Here is a 16,071-nt window from a genome sequence, read left to right on the forward strand (position 1 = left end):
AGGACCTGAACACGGGCGTGGTCGCGCTGGTGGCCAACGTCCTGGTGCTGGGCCTGGTCACCATGATCACCCGTCGCCACCGTGCGGTACGGGGTGCGCCGACCGAGTCGGTCACCGCGTGAGATCGCCACTGGATCGGGCGACGCACAGCTGTCCGACCGCTGACGGAACGTCACCGAAACCGGACGGGTAGGGCCGCGGAAATGCCCTGTTAACACCGCACCGCCGACAGTTCACGCCCGCGAAACATGAGACGAAGGCCCGCGAAACAGCCGCTGACGAAGCTTCCGTGCAACTGGCGCCCGCACGGGAGGACGATGTGAACACAGGAGACACCGCCTGGGTGTTGGCCAGCGCTGCGCTGGTCATGCTGATGACACCGGGACTCGCCTTCTTCTACGGCGGCATGGTCCGCTCCAAGAGCGTGCTGAACATGCTCATGCTGAACTTCATCGCGCTCGCCGTGGTGACCGTGCTGTGGATGCTGTACGGCTACAGCGAGGCGTTCGGCAACGACGCGTTCTCGGGGCTGTTCGGCAACTTCGACAACGCGGGCCTCGCCGGCACCGTCGGCCAGCTGACCGGGCCGAAGGACCATCAGATCCCGGTGCTGGCCTTCGTCATGTTCCAGCTGATGTTCGCCGTCATCACCCCGGCCCTGATCTCCGGCGCGATCGCCGATCGGACCAAGTTCTGGTCCTGGGTGATCTTCCTGGGCGTCTGGGTCACCATCGTGTACTTCCCGGTGGCGCACTGGGTGTTCGCCTTCGACTCGGCCGACGGCTCGGTGCTCGGCGGCTGGCTGGCCAACAAGGTCAAGGCGCTCGACTTCGCCGGCGGCACCGCGGTCCATATCAATGCCGGCGCCGCGGGCCTGGCGCTGGCGCTGCTTCTCGGCCGCCGCAAGGGCTGGCCGAAGGAGCCGATGCGTCCTCACAACGTGCCGTTCGTGCTGCTGGGCGCCAGTCTGCTGTGGTTCGGCTGGTACGGCTTCAACGCCGGCTCCGCGTTGGGGGCCAGCGACCTCGCCGCCGTCGCCTTCACCACGACCACCGTCGCCACGGCCGCCGCCGTCCTCGGCTGGCTGATCACCGAGCAGGTCCGTGACGGCAAACCCACAACACTGGGCGCTGCTTCCGGCGCGGTGGCCGGACTGGTGGCCATCACACCAGCCTGTGCCTTCGTCAACCCACTGGGCGCGGCGGCCATCGGCCTCATCGCCGGCGTGGTCTGCGCCCTGGCCGTGGGCCTCAAGTTCCGCCTCGGCTTCGACGACTCCCTCGACGTGGTCGGCGTGCACCTGGTCGGCGGCATCATCGGCACCCTGCTCATCGGCTTCTTCGGCACCACCAGCGTCAACTCGGCCGGGGCCGACGGCCTGTTCTACGGCGGCGGGTTCACCCAGTTGGGCAGGCAGGCCATCGGCGCGTTCTCGGTGCTGGCCTACTCTTTCGTGATCACCTTCGCCATCGGCTGGGTCATCAAGAAGACGATCGGGTTCCGCGTCGAGGCCGAGGCCGAGGTCACCGGCATCGACGAGAGCGAGCACGCCGAGACCGCCTACGAGTTCGGCGGCATCTCCGGCGGCGGCCGGAGCGCGGGCAAGGCCCTGGGTGTCGGCACGGTCCTGGAGGGAAGCAAGTCATGAAGCTGGTGACGGCGATCATCAAGCCGTTCGTGCTGGACGACGTCAAGGCGTCGCTGGAACGGCTGGGCGTGCTGGGCATGACGGTCAGCGAGGTGCAGGGCTTCGGCCGGCAGAAGGGGCACACCGAGGTCTACCGCGGCGCCGAGTACGCCGTGGACTTCGTGCCCAAGCTGCGCGTCGAGGTGCTCATCGACGACCTGACCGCGGACAAGGTGGTGGACGCCGTGGTCGAGGCGGCCCGCACCGGCAAGATCGGCGACGGCAAGGTCTGGGTCGTGCCGGTGGAGACCGTGGTCAGGGTGCGGACCGGGGAACGCGGCAACGACGCGCTGTGAAAGGTCTGGCATGACGGATCTGGGGGCTGTCACGGCCGATGACCTGGTGCGGGCACGGGATCTCCTGCTCAAGCCCGCACCCGGTCATCGCCGGCTACCGGCCGACGCCTTGCGTGAGGCGCTGGTCGACCTGCACGAATTCTGGCTCACTGCCCACGCCGGCGCCGCCGGCGTGGGCAGCGGGGCCGCGCTGGTGGCGGTCGGGGCGTTGGGGCGCAGGGACTTCGTGCCCGGCTCGGACCTCGACCTCGTCCTCGTCCACAATGGACGCAAGGACATCGACACCGTCGCCGAGAAGCTGTGGTACCCGCTGTGGAACTCCGGCATCGGCCTCGACCACTCGGTGCGGACCGTCGGCGAGGCGCTGCGCGTCGCCGGCAGCGACCTGCGGGTGGCGCTGGGCCTGCTGGAGGCCCGATTCCTGGCCGGCGACCAGGAAGTGGCCGATCGGCTGATCAGCTCCGCCCGGCAGCAGTGGCGGGCCGGCATCCGCGATCGCCTCGACGAGCTCACCGACCAGGCCAAGCGGCGCTGGGCGACGTCGGGCGAGGTGGCTCACCGGGTCGAGCCGGATCTCAAGCACGGCCGCGGCGGGCTGCGCGACGTTCAGCTCGTGGATGCCCTGGCCGTGGCCCAGGTCATCGACCGCCCCGGCACGGATGTCGAGCAGGCACGGGAACTGCTGCTCGATGTGCGTACGGAACTGCGGCGTGCCAGTGGAAAACCCCGTGACGTGCTCCATGCGCAGGAGGGCGACGAGGTCGCCGCCGCGCTGTCCATGGGAGACCGTTTCGGCCTCGCCCGGGCCTTGTCGTCGGCCGGGCGGACTGTTGTCTACTCCGTGGATGTCGCCCTCCGATCGGCCCGGGCTGCCGCCCCCCGCAAGGGAATCGGCGCTTTCGGCCGTTCCGCGCTGCGGCGTGGCCCGTCCCGGCGGCCGTTGGACGACGGCGTTGTCCTGCACGGCAACGAAGTTGCCCTGGCCCGCGACGCCATCCCCAGCCGTGACCCTGGGCTGCTGCTCCGTGTTGCCGGTGCGGCCGCCCGGGCCAACACCCCCATCGCGCCCGGCACCTTGACCCGGCTCGCCGATTCCTCCCCCGAGCTTCGCAAGCCGTGGCCGCGGGAGGCCCGGGAGGAGCTGCTCGGCCTGCTGGGCACCGGTCCCGGCTTGATCGACGTCGTCGAGGCGTACGACCGGACCGGCCTGTGGGGCCGGCTTTTCCCGGAGTGGGGCGCCGTTCGGGACCTGCCGCCGCGGGACCTCGCGCACACCTGGACCGTCGACCGGCACCTCGTGCAGGCCACCGCCCAGGCCGCCCGCCTGGCCACCACCGTCTCCCGGCCCGACCTGTTGCTGCTGGCCGCACTGCTGCACGACATCGGCAAGGGCCGCGACGCCGACCACTCCGAGGTCGGGGCCGCACTGGCCACCCAGATCGGCGAGCGACTCGGCCTGTGGCCCAACGACGTCCAGCTGCTGTCCTCCGCCGTCCGGCACCACTTGTTGTTGCCGCACACCGCAACCCGCCGTGACGTCGAGGACGACGCCACCGTCGCCCGCGTCGTCGAGACGCTCGGCGGCGACCCGGCCCTGTTGGAGATCCTGCACGCCCTGGCCGAGGCCGACTCCCTCGCCACCGGCCCCGGCGTGTGGACCGACTGGAAGTCCGGGCTCATCGCCGACCTCGTCCGGCGCTGCCGCTCCGCCATGGCCGGCGAGCCCTCGCCCCGGCCCGAGCCCCTCGACGCCTCCCAACAGTCCTTGGCGCAGAACGTCTCCCTGTCCGGCAAGCCCGACGTGCTCATCACCGCCGACGGTCAGTCCGCCACCGTCACCGTCGTCGCCCCGGATCGCCCCGGCCTGCTCTCCCGCGCCGCCGGCGTCCTGGCTCTGAACTCCCTGGAAGTCCACTCCGCCGCCCTGCGCTCCCACTCCGACGTCGCCGTCGACGTCTTCTCCGTCTCCCCGCGCTTCGGCTCCCTGCCCGACCCCGGCCTCATCCGCGAGCAGCTCACCCGCGCCATCGCCGGCGAGCTCCCCCTGGCCGACCGCCTCGCCGCCAAGGAACGCGACTACGGCGGTCCTCCCACCGACCCCCCACCCCCTCGCGTCCTCTGGTTCGACGACGAGGCCTCCTCCGCCATCGTCATGGAGCTCCGCGCCGCCGACCGGATCGGCCTGCTCCACCGCCTCGCCGCCACCCTCGAAGCCGCCAAGCTCGACATCCGCTGGGCCAAGGTCGCCACCCTCGGCGGCACCGTCGTCGACTCCTTCTGCCTCGTCCCCCAGGACGGCGACCGCCTTCAACCCGCCCGCCGCCGCGAGATCGAACGCGCCGTCCTGGCCGCCGCCCGAGGCTGACCCGGCCTGTCAACCCCAGGACGTTCGTAAAGGACCATTCCTCTCGTTCACCGTGAGGAATGGTCCTTTCACAACGGTCAGACCACCAGTCCCGGCGCGTCGAGACGGTCGCGGAGCCGGGCCGCCAGTTCGGCGTGCCCGAAGGTGTCGAGCGTCTTGGCGAGCTGGTCGCCGAGCAGGGCCCGGTTCCACTCGTCGAGCGGTCCGAACAGCTGCTCGCTCGCGGCCAGCAGCCGGTCCTCGGGCGACGTGGCGGCCGGTGCAGTCGCCGGCCGGCCGTGGATGGTCGAGCTGAGCTGCCGGAGCGGCTCGACCATGTCGAGCGCCTGCGCGACGTGCTGTGGATTGCGCGACAACCACCACGCCACGGCCCGCTCCGGCTCGCGCAGCATCTCGGCGACGAAGTCGCGCTCACGCCGTTCCATCTCCTTCTGGTGCTGCCACACGAGAAGGTCCCGTTCGAGCTCCCGCTGCCGTTGCACGGCCTTGAGATCGGCCTCGTCCGGCAGCGCGACCACCTCGACCGCCCACACCCGGAGCAGGCCGTTCAACTCCAGGCGGGCCGTGCCGAGCATGGCGGCGAGCTGGGTCTGGAGGGCCATGTAGTCGGGCAGCTGAACGCCGGCCGCCACCCCCGCCGCCTGCTGCGCGACGGCGTGCCGGGCGACCTCGTGCGTGGCCGGATGCGGCTCCGCGCCGGGCCGGGTCTGTTGGTAGTACACGAGGCAGGACAGGCGAAAGTCGTAGCCCGGGCTGGCGCTGTGGATCGGCAGCCGGTCCACGCGAATCTCCCGCACCAGCGGGATGATGTGGGACTGGGCGTTCCCGAACAGTTCCTTGAACATGACGTCATTCCTCCCGTCCGGACGCGGTGCGCGCCCGGCCCATCGCCGAGTCGATCCTCACGTCCAGCAGCAGACCGACCCGCCGCCGGCCGGCGTGGTCCTCCGCGACCCACGCCGCCGCGACCGCCCGCAGCCGGGCCAGCCGCGCGACCCCGCCGTCACACGCGTCGACCAGCAGGTCCAGCACTTCCTCCGTCCCGGTGGACAGCCAGGTCCGCAGCAACGAAACCGCTTCGGGCCGGCTCATCGCACCGTGCCAGGCGATCAGCACGGTCTCCCGGTCCGGGGGCAGCCGATCGGGGTCGACGAGGCGCCCCAACAACTCGACGTCACGGCCGCCATCGCGGTCGTTGAGCCGCATTGCGACTTCCTGGAGCACCAACACCCGCGTCTGTGGTTCGCCGGCCAGCCGCATCACCGCCTCGATGGCCGCCTCGCCGACGGTGTCGTCCCGGTGGGCCGTCAGGTGGTGCAGCCGGGTCATCGCCACCCCCGGATATGCCGGCCACAGAACGTTTTCGCACACGGTGACCAGCACACCGGCCAGCCGCGGCGGCAACCCGGGATCCCGCGCCCACTGGTAGATCCGGCCGCGGGCCTGCCAGCCGTGGCGGGAATCCAGCACGGCGGCGCCCAGCACCTGCACTGCCAGCGCCGTGGTCCGCGTGTCGCCGGTGGCCCAGTCGCGCACCGCGGCCAGCACATCCGTCACGCCGGTGTGCCGCAGCGACAGGTCGGCGAACCGCTCCGCCACGGCCGCGCGGTCACCGTCGGACAGGCCGGTCCTCGCCAGCCGGGGCACCCGTTGCACCCATTCGGCCAGCTTCGGCCGCAGGCCGGGGAAGTTGCGCCACACGTAGGTCAGCACGGCGTCGCCGTAGCGGGGGCGGGTGAACCGGACCCGGCCGTCGACCATCTCGCCGCCGACGTCGGCCAGCCGTGCGGTCAGCCCGGCGCGGGCGAGCGGATGCTCCTCGGACTCCGGGAAGTCCAGCAACCGCAACAAAGCCTGGTCCGCCGCGAACACCGCGTCTCCCGGGCCGCCGTCCAGCAGCGCCACCGACACGAGCAGGCTGCGCCACACGGCGTCCGGGTGCTTGGCGAACAGCTCCGTCAGCTCCGTGAACCGGTCGGACAGCTCGTCCAGCGCCGTCGACAGAGCCTCCGGCCACGGCAGGTCCTCCGACCGGACGATGAGGTCGGCCAGCTCGGCCAGTTCACCGGCCCGTGGGGTGGCGAACATCGCCGCCAAGGCGGGATTCGCCGCCCCGACGGTCGCGCCACGTGCTTGCAGATGATGCTCGAAGACACGCTTGGCCAGTTCTGGTGTCAGGGACAGCTCCACCCGCAGCCCCCGCACGACGGCGTCGGGCACCTGCCGCTCGTAGTCCGGCAGCACCACCGCGAGCAGGCTGCCGACCTCCGTGACCCGGCTCATCAGCAGACCCAACTCCGCCGCCACACGGAGAAAGACCGGAAGGTCCACAGTGGACAGATCGAGCAGCAGCGACTCTCCTTCGCGCACCTGGTCGGCGTCGAGCACCGACTGGTCCTCGCCGCTCAGGTCGACGTCGACCTGGCGGATCTTGCTCGTGCCGCCCACCCGCAGCAGCAGCATCGCCGCCGCGGTGGCCCGACCGGCCCCGGCCGGACCGGCCAGCAGCACCGACTGCTTGTCCGCCAGCACGGCCTGCGCGTGGGCGAAACCCGTCGGCTCCACGAAACAACGGGCCAACTCGGTCAGGTGCTGAGGGGAGAACCACTGGCGGGCTCGCACCCGCTTGCCGGTCTGCTGGCCGGCGATCTGGAGCAGGTACATCGTCTCCACGGACAGGGTGTTGCTGCCGATGACCACACCCTGGTTCCGGTCGACGTCACCGATCTCCACCGTCTCGGTCATCGCGGGCCGCCGAACGTGAAGCCCCCGCTGTTCGTGCCGACGACGACACCGCTGTTGTTGTCCACGTTGCCGATCCGCACCGATGCCGGCTTCTCGGCGACCTCCTCGACGGCGGCCGGCCGCTGGGGCGTGAAGCCGGTGGCCAGCAGCTCGCCGGACGGCACCGGCACGTGCAGGTACGCCGTGCCCTCGTACGACTTCACCTCCACCGGGGCGGCCACGAAGCTCTCGGCCCGCAGGCTGCTGTAGCCGCCGACGACCACGTCCTCGTAGACCCGGGCGGAGATGATCGCGGCCACCAGCGTCACCTCGGGATTGGACCGGGTGAGCAGGTCCCGCACCGGCTGCGAGTCGAGCAGGCGGTGGGTCTCGATCCGTGCCGCCCCCTGGCCGTCACGGATCGAGGGGCCCTCCTTGTCGGTCAGCGGGCCGACGCTGACGCTGACCCGCATCCGTTGCGGGCGGGTGCCGTTGCGCCGCGCGCGGTCGACCAGTTCCGCCTGGAGCGTGGCGGGGAACAGGTCCAGCAGGGTGGGCAGCACGCGGGTGCGAAAGCCCATCGCGCAGCCGTCGCCGGTGTGGTCGAAGAACTTCGCTTCGCTGTGCAGGTAGCCGTGTCCCATGCGCTGGAACGTGTCGCGCAGCAGGACCGGGATGTCGGCGCCGATCCGTCCCTGGTCGACGGCCTCGACGCCGCTGAAGTCCTTCAGGTCGACGGCGAGCATCGCGCGGTAGGGCGGCAGGGGAGTGCTGTGCTGGGCGGGCATGGTGTCGGCCTCCTCGAATCCGTTGCCGTCGACTCTTCGCCGGACGGCCGGAGGCCGGTGTCCACGCGTGGACACCTGGAAAGTGACTCAGGTCACAGTTGAGGTGCGGTTGAGCAGCCCGTCGCGGTCGAGCACGGTCAGCCGAGGCCCTGGACCGAGCACCGCGTCCCGCCGCAGGTCGGCGACCACCGCGGCGACGGAGCTGCGGGACAGGCCGAGCGCGTCGGCGATCTCCTGCTGCGACAACGGGATCAGCCGCGGGTCGGCCAGCTCCGGGCCGGCCAGGGCGATCAGTTCGGCCAACAGGCGGGCCACCTTCTGCGGCGGCGTGAAGTGGGCCAGCTGCACCCGTACCGGCAGGTGTTGGTTGATCTTGCTGACGATGTAGTCCGGCAGCAGCGCCGCCGCCGACAGCCGGTCGAACGCCGCGACCGGCACCCGCTGCGCGTGGCACTGGTCGACCGCGACCACGGTCGCATTGCGCACGCCGGAGCCGCGCGCGGCCATCTCGCCGATCAGGTCGCCGGCCGCACGCACCTCCAGCAGCAGCCGGCTGCCGTCGGCCTCGGTGCGAAGCACCTGCACGCGTCCGGTCCGCAGCACGAGCACGAAGCCACCGGGATCGCCCTGGCGCACCAACTCGTCGCCCGGGCAGTAGCCGCGGGGGATGCCGGCATCCAGCAACGCCGACCACTGCTCGTCCGACAACAGCGTCCTGAATCCCCCGACCGGCACGTCCTGTGTCTCTACACCCCGTTCGGCGTCAACACCAGGCGGATGGGGTCGTTGACCTTCTCGGCCAGCTGGCGCACGGCCTCGGCGGCGTCCTCGAAACGGAAGGTGCCGCTGATCGAGCTGGAGAAGTCCAGGCGGCCGTGGCCGGCGAGCTTGATGAGATCCTCAAGGTGCACGGGAAGGCCGCCGTAGTGGCCGAGCAGGCGGTGGCGGGCGGAGCTGAAGGCGGTGTCGTTGGCGATGCTCAGGGCCTGCCCGGACAGGCCGACGAGGACCAGGGCGCCGTTGCGGGCCAGGACGCTGTCGGCCTGGGTGCGCACGGCGGGCACGCCGGCGAAGTCGAAGGCGTAGTCGAGCCCGAGGCCGTCGGTGGCGGCGAGGACCCGCTCACGGAAGTCGGGGGCCATGGGGTCGAGGGCGACGTCGGCGCCGAGCTTGAGGGCGCGGTCACGAGCGTGCGGCAGGGGGTCGACGGCGACGATGGGGGCGGCGCCGGCGAAGCGCAGCAGCTGCACGCCGTGGGCGCCGAGGCCACCGACGCCCCAGATGCCGGCGGACTGGGCGGGGCGCAGGCCGGCGGTGTGCGTGATGGCGGCGTACGGGGTGGAGACGGCGTCGGGGATGATCGCGGCCTGCTCGATGGGCAGGTTGTCGGGGATCGCGTACAGGGTCTCGACCCGGGCCAGCGTGTAGTGCGCCCAACCGCCGTCGAACTGGACGCCACGGGTCAGCCCGTTGAGGCAGCCGGGCCGCCGCCGCACGCAGTTGGCGCACCGCCCGCAGGCCATGCCGGCCAGCAGCAGCACCCGCTGCCCCTCCCGGTACACGTCCGGCACCCCTTCGCCCAGTTCGGCGATGGAGCCGGCCACCTCGTGCCCGAGGGTGACCTTCTCCAGCTCGTTGCCGGGCAGCCGCAGCGTGCCGTCGATCAAGTGGATGTCGGACAGGCAGACGCCCGCGGCCTCGACCTTCACCAGCACCTCGCCGCGGCCGGGCGTGGGCACCGCAACCTCCTCGACGGCGAACTCGAGGGTGCGGAGGTTGAGCCGTCCGGCCGGCATCGTGGCGCTCATGAGACTCGTGGGTACCGCTCCGGCTACCCTCGACGCAACACCACCGTCTAGTAACGAGGTCGTGCGGACTGTGTTCGACACCCTTTCTGACCGGCTCTCGTCGGTATTGGCGAACCTGCGTGGCAAGGGTCGCCTGTCCGACGCGGACATCGACGCCACCTGCCGGGAGATCCGGATCGCCCTGCTGGAGGCGGACGTCGCGCTGCCGGTGGTGCGCGCGTTCATCGCCGGCATCAAGGAGCGGGCCAAGGGCGCGGAGGTCTCCGGCGCGCTGAACCCGGCCCAGCAGGTCGTCAAGATCGTCAACGAGGAGCTCATCGGCATCCTCGGCGGCGAGACGCGACGGCTCAACCTGGCCAAGACGCCGCCCACGGTGATCATGCTCGCCGGCCTCCAGGGCGCCGGCAAGACGACCCTGGCCGGCAAGCTGGCGGCGTGGCTGCGCAAGCAGGGCCACACCCCGATGCTGGTCGCCTGCGACCTCCAGCGCCCCAACGCCGTCACCCAGCTCCAGGTCGTCGGCGAGCGCGCCGGCGTGCCGGTGTTCGCGCCCGAGCCGGGCAACGGCGTCGGCAACCCGGTGAAGGTGGCCAAGGCCGGCCTCGACGAGGCCAGGCGGGCCCAGCACGACGTGGTCGTCGTCGACACCGCCGGCCGCCTCGGCATCGACGAGGAGCTGATGCGGCAGGCCGCCGACATCAAGGACGCCGTGCAGCCCGACGAGGTGCTGTTCGTGGTCGACGCGATGATCGGCCAGGACGCGGTGACCACCGCCGAGGCGTTCCGCGACGGCGTCGGCTTCACCGGCGTCGTGCTGACCAAGCTCGACGGCGACGCCCGAGGCGGCGCCGCGCTGTCCGTGCGCGAGGTCACCGGCCAGCCCATCCTGTTCGCCTCCAACGGCGAGAAGCTCGACGACTTCGACGTCTTCCACCCGGACCGGATGGCCAGCCGGATCCTGGGCATGGGCGACCTGCTCACCCTCATCGAGCAGGCCGAGCAGCACTTCGACCAGGAGAAGGCGCAGGCCACCGCGGCCAAGCTGGGCACCGGCGAGCTGACGCTGGAGGACTTCCTGGAGCAGATGCTGGCGGTCCGCAAGATGGGCCCGATCGCCAACCTGCTGGGCATGCTGCCCGGCGCCGGCCAGATGAAGGACCAGCTGGCCAACTTCGACGAGCGCAAGCTGGACCGGCTGCAGGCCATCATCCGCGGCATGACGCCGGCCGAGCGGGCCGACCCGAAGATGATCAACGGCTCCCGCCGCCTGCGCATCTCCAAGGGCTCCGGCGTGTCCGTGAGCGAGGTCAACGACCTGGTCACCCGCTTCTTCGAGGCCCGCAAGATGATGAAGCAGATGGCCGGCCGGATGGGCTTCGGCGGCGGTGGCGGCAGCAGCCGCAAGGGCAAGAAGGGCAAGAAGGGCAAGGGCGGCCGCGGGCCGACCCCGCCCAAGATGCGCGGCGGCTTCCCCGGCCTGCCGGGCGGTCTGCCCGCGGGTATGCCCGACCTGTCCGGCATGCCGCCGGGCCCAGGAGCTGCCGCCCGGGCTGGCCGGCCTGGACCAGCTGCCGCCCGGCTTCGATCCGAAGAAGTTCAAGTTCGGCAAGGACCAATGACCGGCTTTCACCTGCGCGGCGTCGTCCTCCCGGACGGCGAGGAACGTGATTTCTGGGTCGTCAACGGGCGGGTGCGCACCAAGCCGGTGCCGGGCGCGGAGACCATCGTGGACGGTGGTTTCCTGCTGCCCGGCATGGTCGACGCGCACTGCCACGTCGGCCTCGGCCCGGAGGGCGCCACCACCCTGGACGAGGCGGCCACGCAGGCCGAGCTCGACCGGGACAACGGCACGCTGCTGATCCGCGACTGCGGCGTGCCGATCGACACCCGCCCGCTGCAGGAGCGGCTCGACCTGCCCCGGATCGTGCGGGCCGGCCGGCACCTGTCCCGGCCGAGGCGCTACATCAAGCACCTCGGCGTCGAGCTGGAGGACCCGTCGCTGCTGCCGGCCGCGGTGGCCGAGCAGGTGGCGTACGGCGACGGCTGGGTGAAGCTGGTCGGCGACTGGATCGACCGCGACCTTGGCGACCTGGCCCCGCTGTGGCCGGACGAGGTGCTCAAGGAAGCGATCGACGTCGCGCACGCGGCCGGGGCCAAGGTCACCGCGCACACGTTCGGCGAGGACGCGCTGCCGGGCCTGATCAACGCCGGCATCGACTGCATCGAGCACGGCACGGGCCTGACCGACGACACCATCGCCGAGATGGCCCGCCGCGGCACGGCGCTGGTGCCGACCCTGATCAACATCGAGCTGTTCCCGTCCATTGCGGACGGTGCCGACAAGTTCCCGGTCTACGCCGCCCACATGCGTGAACTGCACGCCCGTGTGCGACACACCGTGAGCAGCGCGGTGGAGGCCGGCGTGCCGGTCTACGCGGGCACCGACGCGGGCGGCGGCGTCAAGCACGGCCGGCTGGTCGACGAGGTGATTGCCCTGCACGAGGCCGGCATGAGCCGCGAGCAGGCGCTGGCCTCGGCCTCGTGGGCGGCCCGGTCCTGGCTGGGTTGGCCGGGACTGACCGAGGGATCACCCGCTGACCTGCTGGTATTCGCCGACGACCCACGAGATGATCTCCAGGTGCTGCGTGATCCGTCCATGATCATGCTGCGTGGACGGGTGGTTCGCTAGCGACTGGGGAGTGCCGGTGGACGAGCAGCGACAACAGGATCCGCCGGCCGGCCAGGCCTGGGGGCTGCCCGCGTTCCTGCTCGGCTTCGGCCTGTACTACGTGGTCTCGCTGCTGATCGTCGGCTTCCTGCCGGCCCCCGACGGGCCCCGCTCCGGCGTTCGACTGCTGGTGCCGTTCGTCGCCAACCTGTTCCTGGGCCTGGTGCCGTGGTGGTTCTCGCGGCGCCGCGGCCGGGGCGTGGTCGCCGACTTCGGCTTCCTGCCCAACCGCCGTGACTTCTCGGTCGGGCTGAGCTGCGGCGTCATCTCCGTCATCGTCGGCCTGGTGATCTCGATGGCGGTCTCGCGGATCATCCCGCCCGCGGCCTCGCCCGTGACCTCGCACGTCGACGGGTGGCTCATCGGCTTCGTGGCATTCCTGGTGATCGGCGCCCCGATCACCGAGGAGCTGCTGGTGCGCGGGGCGCTGTGGGGCGCGCTGGCCCACTACGGGGTGCCGCGGCTGACCGTGCTGCTGCTCACCGCCCTGGTCTTCGCCTTCCTGCACCTCGACCCGAGCCGCCTGGCGTCGCTGTTCGCGCAGGGCGTGGCCATCGGGGCCGCCCGCATGGTCACCGGGCGGGTCGGCGCGAGCATGATCGCCCACGCCACCAACAACTTGCTGCCAGGGATCTTCACGCTCGCGGGGATCTGACGCCACGTTGACTACGCTCGTCAGCCGTCGTACCGAGGAGGCCCGGTGACGCCACCGACAACACAGGTCGACTCGCCGCCGGCCCACAGATGGGGCTTCGGCGCGTTCGTGCTCGCCGAGCTGGTGCTCATCCTGTCCGCGGTGTTCCTGTCCGCGGCCGCCGGCCCGGTCGGCGTGGACGAGCCCATCCCGCCGATCGTCATCGTCGTCGTCACGGCCCTGCCGACCATGCTCGCCGCGGGCGTGGCCGTGCTGGCCACCCTGCTGCGCGGCAACGGGCCCGTGATCGACCTGCGGCTGCGGTGGAGCTGGCCGGACGTGCGAGCCGGGCTCAAGCTCGGCCTGGCCGGTCTGGTGCTGACCGCCGTCGCCGGCGTCATCTGGGCCAGGACCGTCGGCAAGCTCGACCCGTCCTCGGCGCTGGCCTCGGTCGTCGACGCCCAGCCCATGCCCGTCGCGCTGGGCATCGTGATGTTCGTCTACACCTGGCTGGTCGGCCCGGCCTGCGAGGAGATGATCTACCGCGGCCTGCTGTGGGGGGCCATCGAGCGGCTGCGCTGGAGCCGCTGGGCCGCGTTCACCCTCAGCACCGCGATCTTCGCCGTCAGCCACCTCGAACCGCTGCGCACCTCGCTGCTGCTGGTCATCGCCATCCCCATCGGCTGGGCCCGCCTGGTCACCGGCCGCCTCCCCGCCAGCATCGTCGCCCACCAGATCAACAACTTCGTCCCGGCCCTGGGCATCTTGCTGATGTCCCTGGGCCTCTGGAGGTGAGACCCCGGCGAGTCACGCTCTCGGGCACCCCGAACGACGGGTTCAGGCAGGGGCCGATTGGTGTCCGCCCGTCCCCGTCTGGCAGAATGGACGGCTGTCCGCCATTGCCGGTCCCTCTCGCTGTGCCGTGGCGTCCTGAAACCTGAGTTCGACCTCCGTGTCCCCACGCGGCCGGCCGTGCTCGACCCGGAGCAACGAGAGCCTGAGGAGTACCACCACCCGTGGCCGTCAAGATCAAGCTGCAGCGGCTCGGCAAGATCCGCCAGCCCCAGTACCGGATCATTGTCGCCGACTCGCGCGCCCGCCGTAGCGGCAAGGCGATCGAGACGATCGGCAAGTACCACCCGCTGCAGGAGCCCAGCTTCATCGAGGTCGACACCGAGCGGGCGCAGTACTGGCTGGGTGTCGGCGCGCAGCCGACCGAGCCGGTGCAGCGCATCCTGGAGATCACCGGCGACTGGCAGAAGTTCAAGGGCCTGCCGGGCGCCGAGGGCACGCTGAAGCACCGCGCGCCCAAGCCCGACAAGCTCGAGCTGTTCAACGCCGCGCTGGCCGCCGCGGGCGAGGAGCCCACGACCGAGGCCACCACGCCGAAGAAGAAGGCGTCCGCCAAGAAGGCCGAGTCCAAGGACGAGGCCGCCGCTGAGGAGAAGTCTGAGGGCGGCGAGGCGTGAGTTTGCTCGCGGACGCGCTCGAGCACCTCGTCCGGGGCATCGTCGATCACCCCGACGATGTTCGGGTCAACCTGCTGACCACCCGCCGCGGTCGCACCCTTGAGGTGCACGTCCACCCGGACGACCTCGGCAAGGTGATCGGCCGGGGCGGCCGGACCGCCACCGCGCTGCGCACCGTGATGGCCGGTATCGGCGGTCGCGGCGTGCGCGTGGACGTGGTGGACACCGACCGTTGAGCAGTCCCGACGTTCGTGTTGTCGGACGAGTCGTCAAGCCGCACGGCATTCGCGGCGAGCTCGTCGTCGACGTGCACACCGACTCGCCCGAGGAGCGCTTCACGCCGGGGGCCGTGCTGGCCACCCGGGCCCGTGACGGCGCATCCGGAACAGTCACCATCGCAGCCGTCCGGCCTCACACCGGACGGCTGCTGGTGACGTTCCAGGACGTCGCCGGACGGGACGCGGCCGAGGCGCTGCGCGGCCTGCTGCTGCTGGTCGACGCGGCCGAGCTGACGCCGTCCGACGATCCCGAGGAGTTCTACGACCACGAGCTGGAAGGGCTTGAGGTCGTGGACGTGAGGGGCGATCGGATCGGCGTGGTCGCCGAGGTCCTGCACACCGCGGCCAGCGAGCTGCTGGCCGTGCGCAGGGACGACGGCAGCGAGGTGCTGGTGCCGTTCGTCACAGAAATCGTGCCGACCGTGGATGTCGCGGCCGGCCGCGTGGTCGTCGACCCGCCCGAGGGACTGCTGGACGCGTGATGCGCATCGACGTGCTCACCATCTTCCCGGAGTATCTCGAGCCGCTGCGGGCGGCGCTGCTCGGCAAGGCCATCGACAAGAAGCTGATCAGCGTCGACGTGCACGACCTGCGTGACTACACGCATGACGTGCACAAGGCGGTGGACGACAGCCCCTACGGCGGCGGCCCCGGCATGGTCATGAAGCCCCAGGTCTGGGGCGAGGCGCTGGACGCCGTGTGCCGGCCGGACGCCGACGGCACGCTGCCCCGGCTGGTCGTGCCGACGCCCGCGGGCCGGCCGTTCACCCAGGAAATGGCCCGCGAGTACGCCACGCTGCCGTGGCTGGCCTTCGCCTGCGGCCGCTACGAGGGCATCGACCAGCGGGTCGTGGACGACTCCGCCGGCCGGATGCGGGTCGACGAGGTCTCCATCGGCGACTACGTGCTGGTCGGCGGCGAGGTCGCGGTGCTGGTCATGGTCGAGGCCGTGGCCCGGCTGCTGCCCGGCGTGCTGGGCAATCCGGCCTCCGCCGAGCAGGACTCGTTCTCCGACGGCCTGCTGGAGGGCCCCAGCTACACGCGGCCCGAGGTGTGGCGCGACCTTCCCGTGCCGGGCGTGCTGCGCTCGGGCAACCACAAGCTGATCGACCGCTGGCGGCGGGACCAGGCGCTGGAGCGCACCTTCCACCGCCGGCCCGAGCTGCTCGACCGCCTGGCGGACGACCAGCTCGACAAGCACGACCGGGCGCTGCTGGACCGCCTGCGCGACCCGGACCACCCCTAACCCCCCGATTTGGGCCTGCCGACCGCGTCTGGCACACTGGACAGGTTG

Annotated in this window: 15 protein-coding genes and 1 pseudogene; 11 read left to right on the forward strand and 5 right to left on the reverse strand. The window is 71.4% G+C overall.

Annotated features, from left to right (window positions below; all coding sequences use genetic code 11):
• Nucleotides 1-319 precede the first annotated feature (319 nt).
• Genes KUTG_RS34385 through KUTG_RS34395 form a run of 3 tightly spaced genes read left to right on the forward strand, consistent with a single transcriptional unit; the run spans nucleotide 320 to nucleotide 4,348 of the window.
• Nucleotides 320-1,648 carry an ammonium transporter gene (locus tag KUTG_RS34385; RefSeq protein WP_198047397.1) on the forward strand — a complete coding sequence of 443 codons (1,329 nt, stop codon included), beginning with the start codon at nucleotides 320-322 and terminating at the stop codon, nucleotides 1,646-1,648.
• Nucleotides 1,645-1,983 (forward strand): P-II family nitrogen regulator, encoded by a 339-nt coding sequence (locus KUTG_RS34390; RefSeq protein WP_043722801.1) that lies wholly within the window; start codon nucleotides 1,645-1,647, stop codon nucleotides 1,981-1,983. The genes KUTG_RS34385 and KUTG_RS34390 overlap by 4 nt, the downstream gene beginning before the upstream one ends.
• A gap of 10 nt (nucleotides 1,984-1,993) precedes the next feature.
• Nucleotides 1,994-4,348 (forward strand): [protein-PII] uridylyltransferase, encoded by a 2,355-nt coding sequence (locus KUTG_RS34395; protein WP_043722803.1) that lies wholly within the window; start codon nucleotides 1,994-1,996, stop codon nucleotides 4,346-4,348.
• A 77-nt stretch (nucleotides 4,349-4,425) separates the two neighbouring features.
• Here KUTG_RS34395 and KUTG_RS34400 read toward each other — a convergent pair whose 3' ends face one another.
• The 5 genes from KUTG_RS34400 to KUTG_RS34420 form a co-directional block, all read right to left on the reverse strand.
• Entirely contained in the window at nucleotides 4,426-5,193 is a 768-nt protein-coding gene (locus KUTG_RS34400; protein WP_043722805.1) for a hypothetical protein, read from the reverse strand.
• A 4-nt stretch (nucleotides 5,194-5,197) separates the two neighbouring features.
• Nucleotides 5,198-7,093, reverse strand: coding sequence for a hypothetical protein (locus tag KUTG_RS34405; RefSeq protein ID WP_043722807.1), 1,896 nt, complete (start codon nucleotides 7,091-7,093; stop codon nucleotides 5,198-5,200).
• Nucleotides 7,090-7,860 carry a hypothetical protein gene (locus KUTG_RS34410; RefSeq protein WP_043731598.1) on the reverse strand — a complete coding sequence of 257 codons (771 nt, stop codon included), beginning with the start codon at nucleotides 7,858-7,860 and terminating at the stop codon, nucleotides 7,090-7,092. Before KUTG_RS34410 ends, KUTG_RS34405 begins: the two co-directional genes overlap by 4 nt.
• Nucleotides 7,861-7,947: 87 nt before the next feature.
• Nucleotides 7,948-8,595 (reverse strand): Crp/Fnr family transcriptional regulator, encoded by a 648-nt coding sequence (locus KUTG_RS34415; protein WP_052395728.1) that lies wholly within the window; start codon nucleotides 8,593-8,595, stop codon nucleotides 7,948-7,950.
• An 11-nt stretch (nucleotides 8,596-8,606) separates the two neighbouring features.
• Nucleotides 8,607-9,668, reverse strand: a complete 1,062-nt coding sequence (locus tag KUTG_RS34420) for a zinc-binding dehydrogenase (protein ID WP_043722809.1) — start codon at nucleotides 9,666-9,668, stop codon at nucleotides 8,607-8,609.
• Between the two features lie 70 nt (nucleotides 9,669-9,738).
• Here KUTG_RS34420 and ffh point away from each other — a divergent pair.
• From ffh to trmD, 8 genes and pseudogenes are all read left to right on the forward strand, one after another.
• Nucleotides 9,739-11,287 (forward strand): annotated as a pseudogene (gene ffh, locus KUTG_RS34425) (signal recognition particle protein).
• Complete coding sequence (locus tag KUTG_RS34430) at nucleotides 11,284-12,357, forward strand: amidohydrolase family protein (protein WP_043722811.1); 1,074 nt, start codon at nucleotides 11,284-11,286, stop codon at nucleotides 12,355-12,357. Before ffh ends, KUTG_RS34430 begins: the two are co-directional and overlap by 4 nt.
• A 16-nt stretch (nucleotides 12,358-12,373) precedes the next feature.
• A complete protein-coding gene (locus KUTG_RS34435) occupies nucleotides 12,374-13,051 on the forward strand; it encodes a CPBP family intramembrane glutamic endopeptidase (RefSeq protein ID WP_043731603.1) in 678 nt (225 codons plus the stop codon).
• 45 nt (nucleotides 13,052-13,096) lie between these two features.
• The gene (locus KUTG_RS34440) at nucleotides 13,097-13,825 is read left to right on the forward strand and encodes a CPBP family intramembrane glutamic endopeptidase (RefSeq protein WP_043722813.1); all 729 of its coding nucleotides are present in this window, start codon (nucleotides 13,097-13,099) and stop codon (nucleotides 13,823-13,825) included.
• A 221-nt stretch (nucleotides 13,826-14,046) separates the two neighbouring features.
• The gene (rpsP, locus tag KUTG_RS34445) at nucleotides 14,047-14,499 is read left to right on the forward strand and encodes a 30S ribosomal protein S16 (protein WP_043722816.1); all 453 of its coding nucleotides are present in this window, start codon (nucleotides 14,047-14,049) and stop codon (nucleotides 14,497-14,499) included.
• Nucleotides 14,496-14,735 (forward strand): RNA-binding protein, encoded by a 240-nt coding sequence (locus KUTG_RS34450; protein WP_043722819.1) that lies wholly within the window; start codon nucleotides 14,496-14,498, stop codon nucleotides 14,733-14,735. Before rpsP ends, KUTG_RS34450 begins: the two co-directional genes overlap by 4 nt.
• Nucleotides 14,732-15,259: a ribosome maturation factor RimM gene (gene rimM / locus KUTG_RS34455; protein WP_043722820.1), complete on the forward strand. Its 528-nt coding sequence runs from the start codon at nucleotides 14,732-14,734 to the stop codon at nucleotides 15,257-15,259. The genes KUTG_RS34450 and rimM overlap by 4 nt, the downstream gene beginning before the upstream one ends.
• The gene (gene trmD / locus KUTG_RS34460) at nucleotides 15,259-16,023 is read left to right on the forward strand and encodes a tRNA (guanosine(37)-N1)-methyltransferase TrmD (RefSeq protein WP_043722823.1); all 765 of its coding nucleotides are present in this window, start codon (nucleotides 15,259-15,261) and stop codon (nucleotides 16,021-16,023) included. The genes rimM and trmD overlap by 1 nt, the downstream gene beginning before the upstream one ends.
• Nucleotides 16,024-16,071: the final 48 nt, after the last annotated feature.

The organism is Kutzneria sp. 744 (genome assembly GCF_000568255.1).
GTDB lineage: Bacteria > Actinomycetota > Actinomycetes > Mycobacteriales > Pseudonocardiaceae > Kutzneria.